The organism is Psychrobacter fozii (assembly GCF_003217155.1).
GTDB lineage: Bacteria > Pseudomonadota > Gammaproteobacteria > Pseudomonadales > Moraxellaceae > Psychrobacter > Psychrobacter fozii.
In genome coordinates, this window is the sequence record NZ_QJSU01000009.1 from 99,879 (window position 1) to 119,566 (window position 19,688).

A 19,688-nucleotide genomic window follows, 5' to 3' on the forward strand; every position below is an offset into this window, starting at 1 on the left:
TTCTGACACGCCTATTAATAAAATTTTTTAGTATTCAATACACATGAATTTATATAAAGAGAGTTGCGATGGATATCGTTTTAGCATCTGGTTCGCCGCGTCGTCGTGAGCTATTAGAAAGAGCGCAACTGGATTTTAGTATCTTAAGCGTGGATATTGATGAAACGCAATATGATAATGAGTCGCCAAAAGACTATATCGAGCGTATGGTCATCACCAAAGCCGAGGCTGCGATACAAAAGCTAAATGAGACGAGCAATGCAACTACGAGCGACCTTGCTGAGCAGATTCTCATTTTAACGTCTGACACCATTGGTGTACTGCCAGACGGTAAAACGGTTTTGGTCAAACCAATCGATCGCGAGCATGCTTATAGTATGTGGCAGCAAATGTCTGATAGTGTTCATGAAGTATGGACCGCGGTTCAAGCAACTCACATACAGCTGTTGCCCATAACATCAGAGTACGATGTGTCAAAACATAATGCATCAATGACCCACCCAGCTTTCCAGATTATCAAGCAGCAGCAAATCACTGAACGTACAGAAGTGAGCTTTATCCCGCTGACACCACAGATGATGAGTAACTATTGGGATAGTGGTGAGCCTGCTGATAAAGCAGGTGGTTATGGTATTCAAGGCTTGGGTGCGGCATGGGTCAGCCGTATCAATGGCAGCTATACCAATGTTGTTGGTTTACCGCTTTCGCAAACGCTGGCATTAATTAAAACGCTTACCGATGCGAATCTCGATTAAATAGATAAGATAAATCTATGTAGAGAGGGTTTATTAGCGAGAAATCAGTCACCACTTCTCTGCACATAATGACACGTGAGAGTAATGGGCGAGAGCAAGCCGCATTTGTTACACTATAAAGATAATAGGCGATGAACGTCTAACAAGAAAGCTGAGAGATAAGAGAAAACATTATGTCCGAAGAGCTGCTGATTAATATTAGTCCAATGGAGTCCCGTGTCGCAGTATTAGACAATGGTATCTTGGGCGAGATTTACATTGAACGTCATCATAAACTGGGGTTGGTGGGTAATATTTACCTAGGTACAGTTGTACGTGTCTTACCTGGAATGCAGGCGGCATTCGTTGATATCGGGCAGTCGCGCACAGCATTCTTACATGTCAACGATATGCAGCGTGAGCCTCGTGCAGTAAAGAAAGCGACTGACACTGCCAAAAATCAAACCAATGGCGCGATAGAAAGTGCTACTGATGACTTGGACGTCACACTACCGATAGTCAACACTCAGAATACGGAAGTCATACCGACTTCTAAAACACTCATTCAGCATCGTTTGCACGAAAGCCAACGTATCTTAGTACAGGTGACAAAAGATCAATTGGGCAGCAAAGGCGCTCGTTTAACCACCAATGTATCACTACCGTCACGCTACTTGGTTTATCTGCCATCAAGTGAACATATCGGTATATCTCAGCGCATCGATGGTGAAGAGGAACGTACTCGTCTAAAGACTGAGCTGACTAGCTTGATGCAGACGGTCAACCTAAAAGGCGGATTGATTGCTCGCACTGCTGCTGAACGTGTTCCTGTTGATAAGCTCGAAGAAGACATTTACTACCTATTGCAGCTTTGGCGTACTATCTGTGCCCGTCGCCAAGAAATCAATCATCATCAAAGCTCAGAGCTGATTTATCAAGAGCTAGCGTTACCATTGCGCTCGATCCGAGACTTGGTACATGCTGATACCGAAAAAGTTATCATTGATAATGCGCAAATCTATGAGCAAGTCAGATACTTTGCCAAAGAGTTTGTTCCTTTTGTATATGATCGAATCGTACACTATACCGCTGAGCAATCACTCTTTGATGTACACCGTGTCGAAGATGACTTAAAAGATGCTTTGAAGCGCCGTGTCGACCTAAAGTCGGGTGGTTATCTCATTATCGACCAGACCGAAGCAATGACAACGATAGATGTCAATACAGGGTCTTTCGTTGGTGGTCGCTCTTTAGAAGACACGGTTTATAAAACCAATCTAGAGGCTACACATGCTATTGCCCGTCAGTTACGTTTACGAAATCTAGGCGGCATTATCATCTTGGACTTTATTGATATGCTTGAACAACAGCATAAAGATGATGTGCTCGAGAGCTTACAATCACAGCTTACGCAAGATTATGCCAAAACTAAGATTACGCAAGTCAGTGAGCTTGGCTTGGTAGAGATGACCCGTAAACGCACACGTGAGTCACTAGGGCAGCAGCTCTGTGAGCCATGTTCGACCTGCCAAGGTCGTGGGTTTGTAAAAACTGCCGAAACGGTCTGTTTTGAGATATTCCGTGAAATTATGCGTTGTGCCCGTACTTATAATTCTCCCAAAAAATTCACCGTAGTGGCACATGCAGCCGTTATTGACTTGTTACTAACTTCAGAGTCGGACACAGTCGCAGATCTAGAGTATTTATTAGGTAGAGTCATCACTTTTGATGTAGAAAATCTTTACACTCAAGAGCAGTACGACATCGTTTTGGATTGATACGCTTGCTACTACTGACAGAGATAAAGGTAATTATTAGAAATAGATAGCTTTGTTTATAAAGCGTAATATCTGGATTCGCTATAGATATAGCCCTTGCAATGAACGAAATACTATGTATAATATACACCACTGAATTATATATGCGCAGCCAATCAAACAGCTGGCGCTATGACAGCTAGAGCATCGTTTCTAGCACTATTTCATTATGCCTCTACTAACATCCGATAATGGAAGGGTTGGTGGGGCTTTAAACTATTTTGCTTTTAGCAGGCTATAAGTTCCAATAAAGAACTCATTCTGGTTAAGAACAGAAGGCAGCTTTAAGTAAATATTTAACCAAACGGCTTTTGATCATATCTTTGCAAAGCAAGAATGACAAAAGCACATATTAGGAGCTTGCTGGCATGGCTAACCAGAGAATCCGTATCCGTCTTAAGTCTTTTGATCATCGTCTGATTGATCAATCTGCACAAGAGATTGTTGATACTGCAAAGCGCACCGGTGCGCAAGTTTGTGGTCCTGTACCGTTGCCGACTCGCATTGAGCGCTTCAACGTTCTAACTTCACCACACGTAAACAAAGACGCTCGTGATCAGTACGAAATCCGTACTCATAAGCGTATGGTTGACATCGTTCAACCTACCGATAAAACTGTGGATGCGCTAATGAAGCTTGATTTAGCGGCGGGTGTTGACGTTCAAATTGCTTTGGGTTAATGCACATAAACACCCAACCCATTAATATAAGATATAAAGAGGTCTAAAATGGCGATCGGTTTAGTCGGTAAAAAATGCGGCATGACCCGTGTCTTCACTGAAGCAGGCGCATCTATCCCTGTAACAGTGGTTGAGATCAGTGCTAACCGCATTACTCAAGTAAAAAATACTGATGTAGATGGCTATCAAGCCATCCAAGTCACCACAGGTACTCGTCGTGACAGCCGCGTAACAGCAGCTCAAAAAGGTCACTTCGCTAAAGCTGGCGTTGCCGCTGGTCGTGGTGTTTGGGAATTTCGTGCCAACGAAAGCGATCTTGAAGGTCGTGAGATTGGTGGTGAGATTCTTGCTGACTTGTTCGAACAAGGTCAGATGGTTGATGTTACAGGAAACAGTAAAGGTAAAGGTTTTCAGGGTCCTGTAAAGCGTCACAACTTTAGTATGCAAGATGCGACTCATGGTAACTCAGTATCTCATCGTGCACATGGTTCAACTGGTCAGAACCAGTCACCAGGTAAAGTATTCAAAGGCAAAAAGATGGCGGGTCAGATGGGTAACAAACGCGTTACCGTTCAAGGCCTAGAAGTGATTTCGGTTGATGCCGAAAAAGGGTTACTTGTCATCAAGGGTGCTATCCCAGGTGCCACCGGTGGCGATGTTATCGTACGTCCGTCAGTCAAAGCCTAAGCAAGGGGATTAACGTGGATTTAAAAACAGTTACAGGTGCTGCGGTTGAGCTTTCTGATACGGCATTTGGTCGTGAATTCAACGAAGCACTAGTGCATCAAGTCGTCACCGCTTATTTAGCTGGTGCTCGCCAAGGTACACGCGCACAAAAAACCCGTGCCGAAGTTTCTGGCGGTGGTATTAAGCCATGGCGCCAGAAAGGTACTGGTCGCGCTCGTGCGGGTTCTATTCGTAGCCCAATCTGGCGTGGGGGCGGACGTGCATTTGCGGCCAAACCACAAGATTGGTCACAGAAAGTAAACCGTAAGATGTATCGCGGTGCGATGCAGTGCATCCTAGCCGAATTGATTCGCCAAGAGCGTCTGATTTTGGTAGAAGAGTTGAGCGTTTCTGGTCCTAAGACCAAAGAGCTGATCGCAAAGTTAAATGAGCTTGGTGCACCTCGTGCATTGATCGTCACTAAAGAAGTTGACGAAAACTTATACTTAGCCGCTCGCAACATTCCACATGTCAACGTACTTGATACAAGTGAAGTTGACCCAGTGAGCTTGATTGCTTTTGACAAAGTAATCATGTCAGTTGAAGCTGCGAAACAATTTGAGGAAGCACTAGCATGAATAACGCAAGACTTTATCAGATCCTAAGAGGACCTGTATTCTCAGAGAAATCTCAAATGCTTGGCGACTCACTTGGTGTGCAGGTATTTAAAATTGACTCTAAGGCTACTAAGCTTGAAGTTAAAAAAGCAGTTGAGATGATGTTTGAAGGTGTTGAAGTATTAAAAGTAAACACTTTGAATGTTAAAGGTAAGACAAAGCGTTTTGGTAAAAGCATTGGCCGTCGTAATGACTACAAAAAAGCCTATGTTACCTTAAAAGCTGGTCAAGATGTACAAATGGCTGATGCTGGTGAAGAGGTCGCGAACACGACTGCTTCTACTAGTGAAACAGCGAATAACGAATAAGGATTACACTCATGCCTATCGTAAGAGCAAAGCCAACATCACCAGGCCGTCGTTTTGTTGAAAAAGTAGTGCATCCACACCTTTATAAAGGTCGTCCGTTTGCAGCGCTTCTAGAATCAAAAAGCAAGACCGGTGGTCGTAACAATAATGGCCGCATTACTACTCGTCACATTGGCGGTGGTCACAAGCAGCATTATCGTATTATCGATTTCAAACGTACTAAAGATAATATCCCAGCCACGGTAGAGCGTATTGAATACGATCCTAACCGTACTGCGCATATTGCACTACTTAAGTACGCTGATGGCGAACGCCGTTACATCATCGCTGCTAAAAAACAAGCAGTTGGTGATACAGTAATGTCAGGTGAAACTTCACCAATCCGTCCAGGTAACTGTTTACCACTGAAAAACATCCCATTGGGTACTGTGATTCACAATATCGAACTTAAAATCGGTAAAGGTGCACAGATGGCTCGCGCAGCGGGTGCTAGTGTTCAGTTATTAGGTCGTGACGGTATTTATGCTATTCTACGTTTGCGTTCTGGCGAAACTCGTCGCGTACACGTGAATTGCCGTGCTGTTATCGGTGAAGTTTCTAACACTGAAAACAACTTGAAATCACTTGGTAAAGCCGGTGCTTCACGTTGGCGTGGTGTTCGTCCTTCAGTTCGTGGTGTCGCTATGAACCCGGTTGATCACCCACATGGTGGTGGTGAAGGTCGTAACAAAGGTCGCCATCCAACTAGCCCTTGGGGTCAGAAGTCTAAAGGACTTAAAACGCGTAGCAATAAGCGTACTGACAACATGATCATCCGCCGTCGCGCCAAGAAGAAATAAAGGAAGAATTTCATGCCTCGTTCATTGAAAAAAGGTCCATTCATAGACGCGCATTTGTTTGCTAAAGTTGAGAATGCATTAGACACCAACTCACGCAAGCCAATTAAGACTTGGTCGCGCCGCTCGATGATTTTGCCACAAATGGTTGGCCTAACTTTATCTGTTCACAACGGCCGTACTCATGTACCGGTTATCGTGAGCGAACAGATGGTTGGTCATAAACTAGGTGAATTTGCCCCGACTCGTACGTATCGTGGTCATGGCATTGACAGAAAAGCTAAGAAATAAGGTGCTTATCATGGAAGTAACTGCAAAATTACGCGGTGCCGCCATATCGGCACAAAAAGTTAGACTCGTTGCTGATGAAGTTCGTGGCAAATCTATCGAGCGTGCTTTGGATATCCTAACGTATAGTAATAAAAAAGGCGCTGTGTTTGTTAAGAAATGTCTTAACTCAGCCATCGCCAATGCCGAAAACAACAACGGTCTAGATATCGATACTCTTAAAGTATCAACTATCTACGTTGATGAAGGCATTACGCTAAAACGTATCCTACCACGTGCCAAAGGCCGCGCTGATCGTATCAGTAAGCGTACCTGTCACATCACTATTAAGGTAGGGGAATAAGTTATGGGTCAAAAAGTACATCCAATCGGAATTCGTCTTGGTGTTGTAAAAAAGCATAACGCAAACTGGTATGCTAGCCCTAAACAATACTCAGAATACCTAATCAACGACATTAGAGTTCGTGAATATCTACGCAAAAAGCTAGACAACGCTATGATCAGCAACATCATGATCGAGCGTCCTACTGGCGCTGCTAAGATTACCATCGCCACTGCGCGCCCTGGTATTGTTATCGGTAAAAAAGGCGAAGATATCGAAAGACTTCAAAAAGAATTGACCAAAATAATGGGCGTACCTGCTCAGGTCAACATTGAAGAAATCACGTCACCTGATCTTGATGCACGTTTGGTAGCAGACGGTATCAGTAGCCAGCTTGAGCGTCGTGTTATGTTCCGTCGTGCGATGAAACGTGCTGTACAGAACAGCATGCGTTCTGGTGCTAAAGGTATTAAAGTTGAGTTGTCTGGCCGTCTTGGCGGTGCTGAGATTGCTCGTACTGAATGGTACCGTGAAGGTCGTGTGCCACTGCATACACTCCGCGCTGATATTGACTATTCGTCAGTACGTGCAGAGACAACTTACGGCACTATCGGTGTTAAAGTTTGGATTTTCCGTGGCGAAATCCTTGACGGTATGAACAGTGTATATAATCCCGTTAAAGAAGAGCAGGCCCGTGCGCCAAAACGCCGTGGTCGTGGAAACGGAAATCGTCGAAACTCAGACAGAGGTTAAACTATGTTACAGCCAAAACGTACCAAGTTTCGTAAAATGCACAAAGGTCGTAACACTGGGCTAGCTCATCGTGGAAGCACCGTTGCATTCGGACAAATTGGTCTAAAATCTTTGACTCGTGGTCGTATGACTGCCCGTCAAATTGAAGCAGCACGTCGTACCATCACTCGCAAAATTAAGCGTGGCGGTAAGATTTGGATTCGTGTATTCCCTGACAAACCAATTACCAACAAGCCATTAGAAGTACGTATGGGTAAAGGTAAAGGTCCAGTCGAGTATTGGGTATGCGAAATCAAACCTGGTAAAGTGTTATATGAAATCGAAGGGGTCTCAGAAGAGCTTGCTCGCGAAGCATTTATACTTGCTGCAGCAAAATTGCCCTTTAAAACTACCATTGTTAAGCGGACGATAATGTAATGAAGATCAGTGAATTACGTGATAAATCATTAGAAGAACTGACCCAGTTACTTGATGAAAAGCAACTTGATGCTTTCCGTATTCGTATGGCTAAAGCAACTGGTCAGTTGGGTAATACCCATGAAGTACGTGGCAATCGTCGTACGATTGCACAGCTTCAGACTTTGATTAACGAGAAACAACGAGGCGACTCATGAGCGATAACAATCAAACAGCTACCAATGCTAGCGTATTGACAGGACGAGTTGTCAGCGACAAGATGGACAAGTCCATCACAGTTTTGATTGAGCGTCTGGTTCGTCATCCTCTATATGGCAAACAGCTTCGTCGTTCTACGAAAATCAAAGCACACGATGAGAACAACGTTTGCCAACAAGGCGACCTTGTCCGTATCAAAGAAACGCGTCCAATCTCAAAAACCAAGTCTTGGACTTTGGTTGATGTGGTTGAAAAAGTAGAAAAAATCTAAGTAAATTGCATTAAAAGCCAGAAGCTGTTAAAATATCCGCCTTTTTAAGGATGCTGATTGCGCCGAGCGTATATCACTCACATTAAGAGTAAGTCGCGGTTATTTATATTACAATGCCGTCTACTCATACTGTGCTAGCGGCAGCAACTGGTTTTTATTGCTCATACGTGTGGAGTAACGCTATGATTCAGGTTGAGTCAATGCTGGAAGTTGCAGACAATAGCGGTGCAAGACGAGTTCAGTGCATTAAAGTACTGGGTGGTTCTCATCGTCGTTATGCATCAGTTGGCGACATTATTAAAGTAACGGTTAAAGAAGCCATTCCGCGTGGTCGTGTTAAAAAAGGCGACGTGATGAATGCTGTAGTTGTACGTACCAAAAAAGGCGTTCGTCGTCCTGATGGTTCTGTGTTACGTTTTGACGACAATGCTGCGGTATTGTTGAACCAAAACAAAGCACCGATTGCAACTCGTATTTTTGGACCGGTAACTCGTGAACTACGTGGTGATCAGTTTATGAAAATTGTATCACTAGCACCAGAAGTATTGTGAGGTAATCCATGTCAAAATTACGTAAAGGCGATACAGTTATCGTGATTGCTGGTAAAGATAAAGGCAAGCAAGGTACTGTACAAGCTGTAAAAAATGATCGTATTAAAGTAGAAGGCATTAACATTGTCACCAAACATCAGAAGCCAAATCAGGCAGCTGGCGTTGAAGGCGGCATTCTTAAGCAAGAAGCTTTCCTACATATTTCAAATGTCGCAATATTAAATGCGCAAACCCAAAAAGCTGATCGTATTACTTATCAGTTCAGCGAAGACGGCCAGAAACAACGCGTCTATCGTTCGAACGGTGAAGTAGTGGCGACTGCGTAAGACACTAAGGGTGTAATGGTAATGGCAAGATTAAAATCTTTATATAACGATAAATTAAAGCAGCAAATCCAAGAAGAACTTGGTTTGGCAAATGTGATGCAAGTGCCTAAAATCACTAAAATCACACTTAACATGGGTGTAGGCGGTGCGTCTCAAGACAAGAAATTGCTTGAAGGTGCTGTAGCTGATATGACTGCAATTGCTGGTCAAAAACCTGTTGTCACCAAAGCGCGTAAATCAGTTGCTGGCTTTAAGATTCGTGAAGAATGGCCAATTGGCTGTAAAGTAACGCTACGCGGTGAGCAAATGTACGAATTTTTAGATCGTCTCGTTGCCATTGCAATTCCTCGTATTCGTGATTTCCGCGGTTTTTCACCTAAAGCCTTTGACGGACGTGGTAACTACTCATTGGGTATCAAAGAACAAATTGTATTCCCAGAAGTAGATTTTGACAAGATTGATCGTATCCGCGGTATGGATGTGACAATCACCACGTCAGCTCAATCTGATGAAGAAGGTCGTGCGTTGCTTAAAGCATTCGGCTTCCCATTTAAATAAGGTAAAGACGTTATGGCAAAGAAGAGCATGATTAACCGCGAATTGAAGCGCGAAAAAATGGTTGCTAAATACGCTGATAAGCGTATCAAGCTAAAAGAAACTATCAGTGATATGACTGCAAGTGACGAAACTCGTATGGAAGCGATGTTAGAGCTACAAGCTCTTCCACGTAACTCATCACCAGTACGTCTGCGCAATCGTTGTGCTATCACCGGTCGTCCTCACGGTTACTTCCGCAAGTTTGGCTTATCACGCAATATGCTGCGTGAGCGTGTCATGCAAGGCGATGTGCCTGGTGTTCGTAAAGCAAGCTGGTAAGGGGTAACTATATGAGTATGCAAGATACCGTTGGGGATATGCTAACCCGTATTCGTAACGCACAAATGGCTAACAAAGTATCGGTAGCAATGCCGAGCTCTAAATTACGTAAATCAATTGCTGATTTGCTAGTTAGCGAAGGTTATGTGGCTAGTGCTGTTGTTACTGAAGAAGCAAACAACAAAGCAAGCCTTACTATTGAACTAAAATACTTCGAAGGCCGTGCTGTCATCGAAACTATTCAACGTTTTAGCCGTCCTGGTTTACGCCAGTTCCGTGGCAAAGACGCTATCCCTACTGTTAAGCAAGGTATGGGTGTTGCTATCGTATCAACTAGCCAAGGTATCATGAGTGATCGTGCTGCACGCGCTGCTGGTATCGGTGGTGAAATCGTCGCATTTGTAGCGTAAGTTACACGATGATAAAGTCTATTTGACGCTGTTGGGCTTCTATCAATGTGGTAATGATGAATTATTTAACATTGTTAGGTGTCTAACGCGGTCAACTATGCTAAACTAACACGCTTTTTAGCCTGTTAGTTTTTTCGCTAATATAAAGAAGTTAATTTTTTAAGGAATATTCCTATGTCTCGTGTGGCTAAAGCCCCAGTGACGCTGCCAAATGGCGTAAGCGTTACTTTGAACGATCGGCAGGTCGAAGTTAAAGGCAAGAACGGCAATTTGTCTTTACGCCTGCATGCATTGGTCGAGCTGAAACAGGAAGATGATGTTATCATTTTCTCACCTACAGTCGATTCAAAAGAAGCTATGATGCACACTGGCACCATGCGCGCTCTGCTTAACAACTATGTTACAGGCGTAAATGAAGGCTTTGTAAAACGTCTTCAGTTAATTGGTGTTGGTTACCGCGCACAAGTTACTGGCAACAAAGTAACTTTGAACGTCGGTTACTCTCATCCGGTAGAATATACGTTACCTGAAGGTGTGTCAGCTGAAACCCCAACGCAAACTGAAATTGTTTTGAAATCAAACAATAAGCAGCAGCTTGGTCAAGCAGCGGCTAATATCCGTGGTTTCCGCCCACCTGAGCCTTATAAAGGCAAAGGTATTCGTTATAGTGACGAGCATGTGATTCGCAAAGAAGCCAAGAAAAAATAAGGTGAGTTGAAATGTTTGATAAAAAAGCAGCTCGTCTGCGTCGAGCTAAGAAAACCCGCGCGCATATCCGTTTTTTAGGCGTTAATCGCTTAACGGTTAACCGCACGCCAAAACATATGTATGCCCAGATTATCTCTCCGAACGGTGGTGAAGTGATTGCTCAGGCATCTACCTTAGACGTCAGCTTGCGCTCAGGCGCTACTGGTAATGCTGATGCAGCAACGTCTGTAGGCCAATTGATCGCAGAACGCGCAAAAGCAGCTGGTATCACTAAAGTTGCCTTTGACCGTAGTGGTTTCAAATATCATGGTCGAGTTAAAGCTTTAGCAGAAGCAGCTCGCGAGAACGGATTGGAGTTTTAATCATGGCTAGAAATGATAAAAATGATAAAAATGAACAGACTGACGGTCTAGTAGAACGCTTAGTTACCGTTGATCGTGTTGCAAAAGTTGTTAAAGGTGGTCGTATTTTCTCTTTCACTGCACTAACTGTAGTGGGTGATGGCAACGGTCGTGTTGGTTTTGGTCGCGGTAAAGCACGTGAAGTGCCAGCTGCTATCCAAAAAGCACTAGAAGCTGCCAAACGTAATATGATTACTGTTGAGCTAAATGATGCAACTTTGTATCATCCGATCAAAGCACGTCATGGTGCTAGTAAAGTTTATATGCAGCCTGCATCTGAAGGTACCGGCGTAATCGCTGGTGGCGCAATGCGTGCTGTGTTAGAAGTTGCTGGTGTCAAAGATGTTTTGACTAAATGTTATGGTTCTACCAATACTGCTAACGTTGTTCGCGCAACGTTTAACGGTTTACGTGATATGTCAACTCCAGAGAAGATGGCAGCTAAACGTGGTAAATCTGTAGACGAAATCTTGGGTTAACTTAGACTAGGTGAGTTACGATGAAAAAAATGAAAGTCACTCAATTTAAATCGGGTGCCCATCGCCTAAAGAGCCACAAAGCGAGCTTGAAAGGATTGGGTTTACGCCGTATTAACCATACTGTTGAAGTAGAAGATACTCCTTCAACTCGTGGTATGGTAAATCGCGTTAACTACATGGTAAAAGTGGAGGAAGCGTAATGGGTCTTAGATTAAATGAATTATCACCAGGTGTTGGTGCAAAGAAAACTGCACAACGTCGTGGTCGTGGTATCGGTTCAGGTCTTGGTAAGACTGGTGGTCGTGGTGTAAAAGGTCAGAAATCTCGTTCAGGTTCTAGCGTACGCTCAGGATTTGAAGGTGGTCAAATGCCTTTATATCGTCGTCTACCTAAATTTGGTTTTACCAGTAAAATGGCAATGAAGACAGCTGAAGTACGTCTGTCTGAACTAAACCAAATTGAAGGCGATGTTGTTAGCATTGAAACACTTAAAGCTGCTAACCTTATCCGTCATGATATGAAGCGTGCCCGTGTTATGTTATCAGGCGAAGTCACTAAAGCTTATACTTTTAAAGGTATCAAAGTGACTAAAGGCGCTAAGCTAGCAATCGAAGCTGCTGGTGGTAGCATCGAGGAGTAATAACGTGTCAAAACAATCAATGTCATCGACTGGTATACCGCTCAATCCATTTGCATTTATACGCAAGTATGACGAATTATGGACGCGTTTATTATTCTTAATCGGCGCATTGATTGTTTATCGTTTAGGGTCACATATTCCAGTACCGGGTATCAATCCGGTTAACTTGGCTGATCTGTTTTCGCGCAACGAAAACACCATCCTGAGCATGTTTAATATGTTCTCAGGTGGTGCACTAGAGCGTATGTCTATTATGGCACTTGGTATTATGCCATATATCTCAGCATCGATTATTGTCCAGATGATGTCTGCGGTATTGCCATCGCTTGAAGCCCTCAAAAAAGAAGGTGAAGCGGGACGACGCAAGCTAAACAAGTATACCCGTCAGGGAACGCTTGCTTTAGCCCTAGTACAGTCATTAGGGATGTGTGCTGGCTTAATCAGTCAAAATCTTACCTTATCTTCTGGTCTTACTTTTTATATTCCAGCTGTTACTTCTTTAGTAGCAGGCGCTATGTTCTTGATGTGGCTTGGTGAGCAGATTACAGAGCGTGGTGTAGGTAACGGTATTTCAATGCTCATTTTTGCAAGCATTGTGGCTGGTACGCCAGGTATGATTTCGCAATCTATCGAACAGGTCAATCAAGGTCAGATGAACTTGATTGTACTATTTATTTTTGTGTTACTAGGTATAGCGGTTACTGCTGGCATTGTTTATATTGAACGTGCTCAACGCCGTGTTCCCGTAAACTACGCACAAAAGCAGCAACAGGGTCGTAAAATTTATGCTCAGCAGCAGTCTCATCTGCCGTTGAAGCTAAACATGGCAGGGGTTATTCCCGCTATCTTTGCGAGTTCTCTATTGTTGTTTCCAGCAAGTTTAGGGCAGTGGGTTGGTCAATCAACCGATCCTACCTTTACACAAAAAATATTACAGAATATGGCGTTAGTATTGTCTCCAGGACAGCCGCTATATTTAGTATTGTTTGGTGCAATGATTATTTTCTTCTGCTATTTTTATACGGCGCTAGTATTTAGCCCACGTGAAGTAGCTGAAAACCTTAAACGTAGTGGTGCGTATATCCCAGGTATTCGCCCAGGACAACAAACTCAGCGTTACCTCGATCATGTATTAAACCGATTGACCTTTATTGGCGCGATGTATATGACGGTTATTTGTTTAATGCCAATGGTCGTCCAGTCATCGTTTGGTGTGCCGTTTCAACTCGGTGGTACGTCTTTACTGATTATGGTGGTTGTGGTAATGGACTTCATCTCGCAGATTCAAGCGCATTTGATGACCCATCAATATCATGATCAGACGTTAATTCAATCGCCCACTCAATCTTAAATGAGCGGTACGATATTTCAAGGAGCATGCTATGAAAGTTCAAGCATCAGTTAAAAAGATTTGTGGTAGCTGTAAAGTTGTGCGCCGTAAAGGCCGTGTACATATTATTTGTACAGCAGAACCTCGCCACAAGCAACGTCAGGGTTAATACTTAGTATCACAAAGCCTCAGGTTTTTGTTACTATTTAAATTAATACTTGAAAAATAACGGCGGATGCGATATCATCCGCCACTTGCCGTAGTTTATGCAAAAACTTTTATAATACTATCGAAGAATAAGTCTGTTATCAGACCAAAGCAGAGATTGAGATTACAAAGGCTTTAGTATTGACAGCAACAAATCTGAAAAGTAATGCCTTATCGTTAGATAACGCTTATTTTTCTTTAATGGAGAGAAATCAATGGCTCGTATTGCCGGCGTAAACATTCCGGATAATAAGCATGCTGTTATTTCACTAACTTACATCTTTGGTGTAGGTCGTACCACTGCTCAGAAAATCTTAGAAGCAGTTGGCATTGCCCCTACTACTAAAGTCAGTCAGTTAGATGATACACAGTTAGATGCTATCCGTGCACAAATTGCAAATTACATGACTGAAGGTGACCTTCGTCGTGAAGTTTCAATGAATATTAAGCGTTTAGTTGATCTTGGTTGTTACCGTGGCATCCGCCATCGTCGTAACCTACCAGTTAGAGGTCAGAACACCAAGAACAACGCTCGTACTCGTAAGGGTCCGACACGCCCTCTCAAAAGATAATTAACTTAGGAAGCTAAAAGATGGCAAAAGACACTCGCAGTCGCAAAAAGGTGACTCGCCGTTCAGTATCGGAGGGCGTAGCCCATATCCATGCGTCTTTTAATAACACCATTGTTACGATTACCGATCGTCAGGGTAATGCATTGGCTTGGGCCACTTCAGGTGGACAAGGCTTCCGTGGTTCACGTAAATCTACACCATTTGCAGCTCAGGTTGCAGCTGAAGTCGCTGGTAAAGCGGCCCAAGAATATGGTGTTAAGAATATCGACGTTTTGGTCAAAGGACCAGGACCGGGTCGTGAGTCTGCGGTAAGAGCACTAGGTGCATTGGGTTATAAAGTCAACAGCATCTCTGATGTAACCCCAATCCCACACAATGGTTGCCGTGCGCCGAAAAAGCGCCGCGTCTAATATTAAAGACGAAGCTTTTTATATTGAAAGCTTATAGGAGACATAACAATGGCCCGCTATATTGGACCAAAACTCAAATTATCACGTCGTGAAGGTACGGATTTAGGCCTTAAGTCTGGCGTTAAACCATACGACGTAAAAACGAAAAAAGCTGGTCGTCCACCAGGTCAACATGGCGTAAGCCGTAACAAGACCTCTGAATATGCTCTACAGCTGCGTGAAAAGCAGAAAGTTAAGCGTATTTATGGTGTACTAGAGCGTCAATTCGCTAATTACTATAAAGAATCTGCTCGTAAGCGCGGTGCTACAGGTGAAAACCTACTAGCCATGCTTGAGAGCCGTCTAGATAACGTTGTATATCGCATGGGCTTTGGCTCAACTCGCGCAGAAGCACGTCAGCTAGTCAGTCATCGTACTGTTATGGTAAAAAAAGCTGGCCGTGATGAGTTTGTTCGTGTGAACATTCCATCAATTCAGCTTCAAGATGGTGATGTCATCGCTATCCAAGAGAAGTCTCGCGAACAACTACGTATTAAAAACGCTATTGAACTAGCGACACAACGTGGTATTCCAGAATGGCTAGATGTTGATCACAGCAAACTACAAGGCACGTTTAAACATGCGCCTGATCGTATTGATCTACCTGCTGAAATCAACGAAAGCTTGATCGTTGAGCTATACTCTAAGTAAATGACGTACTGCTCGATGTCATGAAAATGGCATTGAGCAATTAACGTTAATTAAACCAGTTTAATAAATCGAGGTGACATCATGATGCTAAATGCAACTGAGTTTCTAACGCCGAATGCCATTAACGTGGACACGGTTAACGAAACGATTGCGAAAGTCACGCTCGAACCGTTAGAACGCGGCTTTGGGCATACCCTAGGTAATGCCTTACGTCGTATCTTGTTATCTTCATTACCTGGTGCTGCAGTCATTGAAGCCGAGATTGATGGTGTTGACCATGAATACTCTACGCTTGAAGGGCTACAAGAAGATGTACTTGACTTGCTTTTGAACTTAAAAGGCTTGGCAATTACGCTTCATGACCAAAATGAAGTATTTTTGACCTTGGATAAACAAGGTCCAGGCACTATTACTGCTGCAGATATCACGTTACCGCACAATGTTGACATCATCAATCCAGAATTGGTATTGGGTACATTGAGTGATCGTGGTCATCTTAAGATGCGTTTGCGCGTAGTAATGGGTCGTGGATATGAGCCAGCAAACCAGCGCCGTGAAGATGGTGATACTAAAGCAATTGGACGCTTAAAGCTTGATGCAAGTTTTAGTCCTGTGCTTCGTGTTGCTTATCAGGTTGAGAACGCTCGTGTAGAGCAGCGTACTGATCTTGATCGTCTTATCATTGAGCTTGAAACTAATGGCACTATAGATCCAGAAGAAGCAATTCGTAAAGCAGCCACTATTTTACAACAACAGATTTCTATCTTTGTTGACCTAGAAGCTGAAGAAGCGCCTGAGCCTGTGAAAGAGAAAGAAGAGGTTGATCCGGTGCTATTACGCCCTGTGGACGATCTTGAACTAACGGTTCGCTCAGCCAACTGCTTGAAAGCTGAAAACATTTACTATATCGGTGATTTGGTACAACGTTCAGAGACTGAACTTCTAAAAACCCCAAATCTTGGTAAGAAATCATTAACTGAAATCAAAGACGTTTTAGCGTCTAAAGATTTAGAGCTCGGTATGCGCCTAGATAACTGGCCACCAGCTGATTTACGTGTTGATGATCGCTTTTCTTATCGTAGCCGTTAAACTTTAAGGATTTTTGACTATGCGCCATCGTAAGAGTGGAGTCAAGCTGGGTCGTACCGGCAGTCATCGTAAGGCAATGTTTCAGAACATGACTAACTCATTATTTGAGCATGAACTGATCAAAACAACTTTACCAAAAGCTAAAGAACTACGTCGCGTTGCCGAGCCATTAATCACTATGGCTAAAGAAGACAGCGTTGCTAACCGTCGTTTAGCATTCAGCCGTATGCGTAGCAAAGCTATGGTAGGCAAATTATTTGGCACGTTAGGTCCTCGTTACCAGACTCGTCCAGGTGGTTATTTGCGTATCGTAAAATGCGGTCATCGTGATGGTGACAATGCGCCAATGGCATATGTAGAATTAGTTGATCGTGACTAGTTTTATACTGAATATATGATTCATAAAAAAGCTCCAATTAATTGGAGCTTTTTTTTATGTCTTGAATTTGGTTAATCACATTATTAATTTTATTAGCGCAGTAGTGAATCAACATCAGCAGCACCTTGCCTGATAATCTCAGGTTGGCTGCTAGTCATATCTACGATGGTCGTTAGCTTAGTTGTTTTTATACCTGCATTGATTAGACCATCAATTTGATTACCCAAGATATCTTCAATCTCGAATGGATCGTCAAGTATGTCATCACGGTTAGGTAAGATTAGTGAGCTAGTTAAAATGGGTTCATCCATAGCTTCTAGAAGTGCTTGAGCAATAGCGTTACTCGGTACTCGGATACCGATTGTTTTTTTCTTGGCATGAGACAGTTTCTTTGGTACATCTTTTGTGGCATTTAGGATGAATGTAATAGGTGCTGGGGTATGTGCTTTTAGCTGTTTAAACTGCACATTATCTACTGTGGCGTAATTAGCAATCTCACTTAGGTCACGGCATAATAAGGTAAATTGGTGTTTATCATCAAGCTCACGAATTTGTTTAAGTTTTTCTAACGCATCTTTGGCACCCAGACGACAACCAAAGGCATAGCTGGTATCGGTAGGGTAGATGATCAGTTGGTCTTTACGTAGCAGGTCAGCCACTTGCTCAATCAATCGAGGCTGTGGATTGTCTGGGTGAATATAGAATACTTGCATAATGCTTCCTTATCTTATAATTATGAGGTTTTTCTTCATTTAAATAAGTGTTTCGGTGGCTGTGTTAAGTCTGTTTAATACAGAGGATAATTCATAAAGTATATTTTAAACGTTAATAAAGTTTATTGGTTTAAAATATGGATTTGATCATTAGTATAGCGCATAGCACATGTAACTTTAGTGGCAAGGCGTTATTGTTCGTATAAGATCCTTAACCATTCACGTTATAAAAATCATACCATTGAAAGTTATATTGCCATTGGTTTAGTCTAATTGGGTGTGGAAATCTCAAGTAAAGTAAGTAATAATTTTTTAGCATCACGTGGTAGTGTCTGTGGCTCAGTAATATACTGTTCTGCTTGTTGATAAACGTCATGTTCGAAGGTGCTATCACTCGTATCAAACGCTGCAAATAAATTGTCCTGCGATACTTGGAAAGGTCGCCCGCAAGCTAAAGTAAATAGACATTCCAATGCTTGCGGCTTAATTTCGACGCGCTCAAAAGACTGCTGCTGCGCTGCTGATCGTCCATCTGGTGCATACCAGTAGCCAAAGTCTGGCAACCTTCTACGAGCTTCTCCGGCTACACACCAATGGCTCAGCTCGTGCAACGCACTGGCAAAAAAACCATGAGCAAATTCAATTCTTGCGGGTTCATTGTTTTGGGCAGGAAAGTATTCGGGTTCACCTTCACTACGAACCAATATTACCTTTTGATCAGCAAATAAAGTATTGAATAATTGAATGAGCCAGTCGGTAGCTACCTGCTCATTATTATGAGCTAATTGTTGGTCGTTATCGTCAGTTTCGGTAGTAGCTAGGCCTTGCCATTCATTTCTCAGGCGCTCTAACGCTTTATTCTTCTCAAAATTTGATGAATCGGCAGAGATAGAGTTCATATCACTGACCAACTCGGTAAGACATTTCAGTAGTATTTTTGCTTTAGAAGATGAGAGTAAGTTAGCAAAGTCAATTTTATTGTTAAACGAATTCATAAGTGAAATACTGGTCAGATAAGTGGTAAAAATGAAAACTATCACCTTAGTATAAAGGCGAAGAACAGGTCATGTTAAATCGTGCCAATATCAAAAATATTAACATACTAGCGCTAGCGTCATTCAATGCTTTCCGTTAGTATGGCAGGCAATATTATACACCGTTTTGATGAATGAGGCCGCGCATGTCAAGCACTCCAGAAAGTAAACCGTCAGCAATGCATACTGATAACAAAAAAGTGCCGTTACCTACCAGCATGCCCGATTCTATTTCTTTAGATAAGTGGGCAGATACTGGTTATGAATGGTCAGGAGAAGTAGAGCCAAGTGCGTTCAAACGTCTGGCGCTTATTCTAGCTACCGAACACGAGCAAGAAAAAATACAGCTTAGTGCTAGCTTATATCGCCGTAATAATGTCTTACATTTGGCATTTACATTGACTGGTCAGGTTTGGCTAACTTGTCAGCGCTGTCTGCAGCCAGTGTCTATCGATTTGTCTGACGATTTTAATATTGCTTTGCTCGAAAAAGAGGGCCAAGTACGCTTAGTGAATGAAGAGCAAGATTATTTATTACTTGATGAAATCATTACAGAGCAATCACCAGAGAAGCTATTGCCATTCAAGAAATTGGTTGAAGACGAGATACTACTCAAGACGCCAATGTCACCAAAGCATGATGACTGTGAGATGACGGTAGAGCAGTTTGGTGAGATTCCAGAAGAAGAAGAAACAGAAAATCCTTTTGCCGCTTTAGCCTCGCTAAAAGGCAAGCTGTAGTTTCATTAAAAGCAATTCACATATAAATGTACTACTTAATGAATTTGTGATACCTTTCATCAGCTTTCTACAGAAGAGTGAGATGCAGGGCTTTATTAATCCATTAAACATGCGTATAATGTCCGGTTTATTGCATTCTAGCAACAAGTTGCTTGCTGATAGAAGC

Annotated in this window: 33 protein-coding genes; 31 read left to right on the forward strand and 2 right to left on the reverse strand. The window is 42.8% G+C overall.

What is annotated here, in order from left to right:
- Positions 1–68: 68 nt before the first annotated feature.
- From DFP82_RS11830 to rplQ, 30 genes are all read left to right on the forward strand, one after another.
- Positions 69–755: a Maf family protein gene (locus tag DFP82_RS11830; RefSeq protein WP_110923939.1), complete on the forward strand. Its 687-nt coding sequence runs from the start codon at positions 69–71 to the stop codon at positions 753–755.
- Between the two features lie 173 nt (positions 756–928).
- On the forward strand, positions 929–2,512 hold the full coding sequence (gene rng, locus DFP82_RS11835) for a ribonuclease G (protein ID WP_110923940.1): 1,584 nt from the start codon (positions 929–931) through the stop codon (positions 2,510–2,512).
- Between the two features lie 407 nt (positions 2,513–2,919).
- Positions 2,920–3,231, forward strand: coding sequence for a 30S ribosomal protein S10 (rpsJ, locus tag DFP82_RS11840; RefSeq protein WP_010196670.1), 312 nt, complete (start codon positions 2,920–2,922; stop codon positions 3,229–3,231).
- A gap of 48 nt (positions 3,232–3,279) precedes the next feature.
- On the forward strand, positions 3,280–3,918 hold the full coding sequence (gene rplC / locus DFP82_RS11845) for a 50S ribosomal protein L3 (protein ID WP_110923941.1): 639 nt from the start codon (positions 3,280–3,282) through the stop codon (positions 3,916–3,918).
- 14 nt (positions 3,919–3,932) lie between these two features.
- Complete coding sequence (rplD, locus tag DFP82_RS11850) at positions 3,933–4,535, forward strand: 50S ribosomal protein L4 (protein ID WP_110923942.1); 603 nt, start codon at positions 3,933–3,935, stop codon at positions 4,533–4,535.
- Entirely contained in the window at positions 4,532–4,882 is a 351-nt protein-coding gene (gene rplW, locus DFP82_RS11855; RefSeq protein WP_011279789.1) for a 50S ribosomal protein L23, read from the forward strand. The genes rplD and rplW overlap by 4 nt, the downstream gene beginning before the upstream one ends.
- 11 nt (positions 4,883–4,893) lie before the next feature.
- On the forward strand, positions 4,894–5,721 hold the full coding sequence (rplB, locus tag DFP82_RS11860; protein WP_110923943.1) for a 50S ribosomal protein L2: 828 nt from the start codon (positions 4,894–4,896) through the stop codon (positions 5,719–5,721).
- A 12-nt stretch (positions 5,722–5,733) separates the two neighbouring features.
- Complete coding sequence (gene rpsS, locus DFP82_RS11865) at positions 5,734–6,009, forward strand: 30S ribosomal protein S19 (protein ID WP_021813372.1); 276 nt, start codon at positions 5,734–5,736, stop codon at positions 6,007–6,009.
- 10 nt (positions 6,010–6,019) lie between these two features.
- The gene (gene rplV / locus DFP82_RS11870) at positions 6,020–6,349 is read left to right on the forward strand and encodes a 50S ribosomal protein L22 (RefSeq protein WP_010196689.1); all 330 of its coding nucleotides are present in this window, start codon (positions 6,020–6,022) and stop codon (positions 6,347–6,349) included.
- 3 nt (positions 6,350–6,352) lie between these two features.
- Positions 6,353–7,081 (forward strand): 30S ribosomal protein S3, encoded by a 729-nt coding sequence (gene rpsC / locus DFP82_RS11875; protein ID WP_110923944.1) that lies wholly within the window; start codon positions 6,353–6,355, stop codon positions 7,079–7,081.
- 3 nt (positions 7,082–7,084) lie between these two features.
- The gene (gene rplP, locus DFP82_RS11880; protein ID WP_110923945.1) at positions 7,085–7,498 is read left to right on the forward strand and encodes a 50S ribosomal protein L16; all 414 of its coding nucleotides are present in this window, start codon (positions 7,085–7,087) and stop codon (positions 7,496–7,498) included.
- The gene (gene rpmC / locus DFP82_RS11885) at positions 7,498–7,695 is read left to right on the forward strand and encodes a 50S ribosomal protein L29 (RefSeq protein ID WP_110923946.1); all 198 of its coding nucleotides are present in this window, start codon (positions 7,498–7,500) and stop codon (positions 7,693–7,695) included. The genes rplP and rpmC overlap by 1 nt, the downstream gene beginning before the upstream one ends.
- Positions 7,692–7,967 (forward strand): 30S ribosomal protein S17, encoded by a 276-nt coding sequence (gene rpsQ, locus DFP82_RS11890; protein WP_021813375.1) that lies wholly within the window; start codon positions 7,692–7,694, stop codon positions 7,965–7,967. The genes rpmC and rpsQ overlap by 4 nt, the downstream gene beginning before the upstream one ends.
- A 182-nt stretch (positions 7,968–8,149) precedes the next feature.
- Positions 8,150–8,518, forward strand: coding sequence for a 50S ribosomal protein L14 (gene rplN, locus DFP82_RS11895; RefSeq protein WP_010196702.1), 369 nt, complete (start codon positions 8,150–8,152; stop codon positions 8,516–8,518).
- A gap of 8 nt (positions 8,519–8,526) precedes the next feature.
- On the forward strand, positions 8,527–8,844 hold the full coding sequence (rplX, locus tag DFP82_RS11900) for a 50S ribosomal protein L24 (RefSeq protein ID WP_110923947.1): 318 nt from the start codon (positions 8,527–8,529) through the stop codon (positions 8,842–8,844).
- 21 nt (positions 8,845–8,865) lie between these two features.
- Positions 8,866–9,402 (forward strand): 50S ribosomal protein L5, encoded by a 537-nt coding sequence (gene rplE / locus DFP82_RS11905; RefSeq protein ID WP_110923948.1) that lies wholly within the window; start codon positions 8,866–8,868, stop codon positions 9,400–9,402.
- A 12-nt stretch (positions 9,403–9,414) separates the two neighbouring features.
- Positions 9,415–9,720, forward strand: a complete 306-nt coding sequence (gene rpsN, locus DFP82_RS11910; protein WP_021813378.1) for a 30S ribosomal protein S14 — start codon at positions 9,415–9,417, stop codon at positions 9,718–9,720.
- 11 nt (positions 9,721–9,731) lie between these two features.
- Positions 9,732–10,130: a 30S ribosomal protein S8 gene (gene rpsH / locus DFP82_RS11915; protein ID WP_110923949.1), complete on the forward strand. Its 399-nt coding sequence runs from the start codon at positions 9,732–9,734 to the stop codon at positions 10,128–10,130.
- 174 nt (positions 10,131–10,304) lie between these two features.
- The gene (gene rplF, locus DFP82_RS11920; RefSeq protein ID WP_110923950.1) at positions 10,305–10,838 is read left to right on the forward strand and encodes a 50S ribosomal protein L6; all 534 of its coding nucleotides are present in this window, start codon (positions 10,305–10,307) and stop codon (positions 10,836–10,838) included.
- A gap of 11 nt (positions 10,839–10,849) precedes the next feature.
- Complete coding sequence (gene rplR, locus DFP82_RS11925; protein WP_110923951.1) at positions 10,850–11,200, forward strand: 50S ribosomal protein L18; 351 nt, start codon at positions 10,850–10,852, stop codon at positions 11,198–11,200.
- Positions 11,201–11,202: 2 nt separating this feature from the next.
- Entirely contained in the window at positions 11,203–11,718 is a 516-nt protein-coding gene (gene rpsE, locus DFP82_RS11930; RefSeq protein ID WP_010196711.1) for a 30S ribosomal protein S5, read from the forward strand.
- A gap of 20 nt (positions 11,719–11,738) precedes the next feature.
- Positions 11,739–11,918 (forward strand): 50S ribosomal protein L30, encoded by a 180-nt coding sequence (rpmD, locus tag DFP82_RS11935; protein WP_010196714.1) that lies wholly within the window; start codon positions 11,739–11,741, stop codon positions 11,916–11,918.
- The gene (gene rplO / locus DFP82_RS11940) at positions 11,918–12,358 is read left to right on the forward strand and encodes a 50S ribosomal protein L15 (protein ID WP_110923952.1); all 441 of its coding nucleotides are present in this window, start codon (positions 11,918–11,920) and stop codon (positions 12,356–12,358) included. The genes rpmD and rplO overlap by 1 nt, the downstream gene beginning before the upstream one ends.
- Positions 12,359–12,377: 19 nt before the next feature.
- Positions 12,378–13,709: a preprotein translocase subunit SecY gene (secY, locus tag DFP82_RS11945; RefSeq protein WP_181416317.1), complete on the forward strand. Its 1,332-nt coding sequence runs from the start codon at positions 12,378–12,380 to the stop codon at positions 13,707–13,709.
- Between the two features lie 31 nt (positions 13,710–13,740).
- Positions 13,741–13,857 carry a 50S ribosomal protein L36 gene (gene rpmJ / locus DFP82_RS11950; protein ID WP_010196721.1) on the forward strand — a complete coding sequence of 39 codons (117 nt, stop codon included), beginning with the start codon at positions 13,741–13,743 and terminating at the stop codon, positions 13,855–13,857.
- A 253-nt stretch (positions 13,858–14,110) separates the two neighbouring features.
- Positions 14,111–14,467, forward strand: coding sequence for a 30S ribosomal protein S13 (rpsM, locus tag DFP82_RS11955; protein ID WP_010196723.1), 357 nt, complete (start codon positions 14,111–14,113; stop codon positions 14,465–14,467).
- Between the two features lie 20 nt (positions 14,468–14,487).
- A complete protein-coding gene (gene rpsK / locus DFP82_RS11960) occupies positions 14,488–14,877 on the forward strand; it encodes a 30S ribosomal protein S11 (RefSeq protein ID WP_058368279.1) in 390 nt (129 codons plus the stop codon).
- A gap of 48 nt (positions 14,878–14,925) precedes the next feature.
- Positions 14,926–15,567, forward strand: a complete 642-nt coding sequence (gene rpsD / locus DFP82_RS11965; RefSeq protein ID WP_110923954.1) for a 30S ribosomal protein S4 — start codon at positions 14,926–14,928, stop codon at positions 15,565–15,567.
- A gap of 81 nt (positions 15,568–15,648) precedes the next feature.
- Positions 15,649–16,656, forward strand: a complete 1,008-nt coding sequence (locus DFP82_RS11970; protein ID WP_011279808.1) for a DNA-directed RNA polymerase subunit alpha — start codon at positions 15,649–15,651, stop codon at positions 16,654–16,656.
- A gap of 19 nt (positions 16,657–16,675) precedes the next feature.
- Positions 16,676–17,035: a 50S ribosomal protein L17 gene (gene rplQ, locus DFP82_RS11975; protein WP_010196736.1), complete on the forward strand. Its 360-nt coding sequence runs from the start codon at positions 16,676–16,678 to the stop codon at positions 17,033–17,035.
- A gap of 92 nt (positions 17,036–17,127) precedes the next feature.
- Here the strand turns inward: rplQ and DFP82_RS11980 are convergent, their stop codons facing one another.
- On the reverse strand, positions 17,128–17,748 hold the full coding sequence (locus tag DFP82_RS11980) for an L-threonylcarbamoyladenylate synthase (protein WP_110923955.1): 621 nt from the start codon (positions 17,746–17,748) through the stop codon (positions 17,128–17,130).
- Between the two features lie 269 nt (positions 17,749–18,017).
- On the reverse strand, positions 18,018–18,743 hold the full coding sequence (locus DFP82_RS11985; protein WP_110923956.1) for an elongation factor P hydroxylase: 726 nt from the start codon (positions 18,741–18,743) through the stop codon (positions 18,018–18,020).
- 185 nt (positions 18,744–18,928) lie between these two features.
- On the opposite strand from DFP82_RS11985, the gene DFP82_RS11990 reads away from it, so the two are divergent.
- Entirely contained in the window at positions 18,929–19,522 is a 594-nt protein-coding gene (locus DFP82_RS11990; protein ID WP_110923957.1) for a YceD family protein, read from the forward strand.
- Positions 19,523–19,688: the final 166 nt, after the last annotated feature.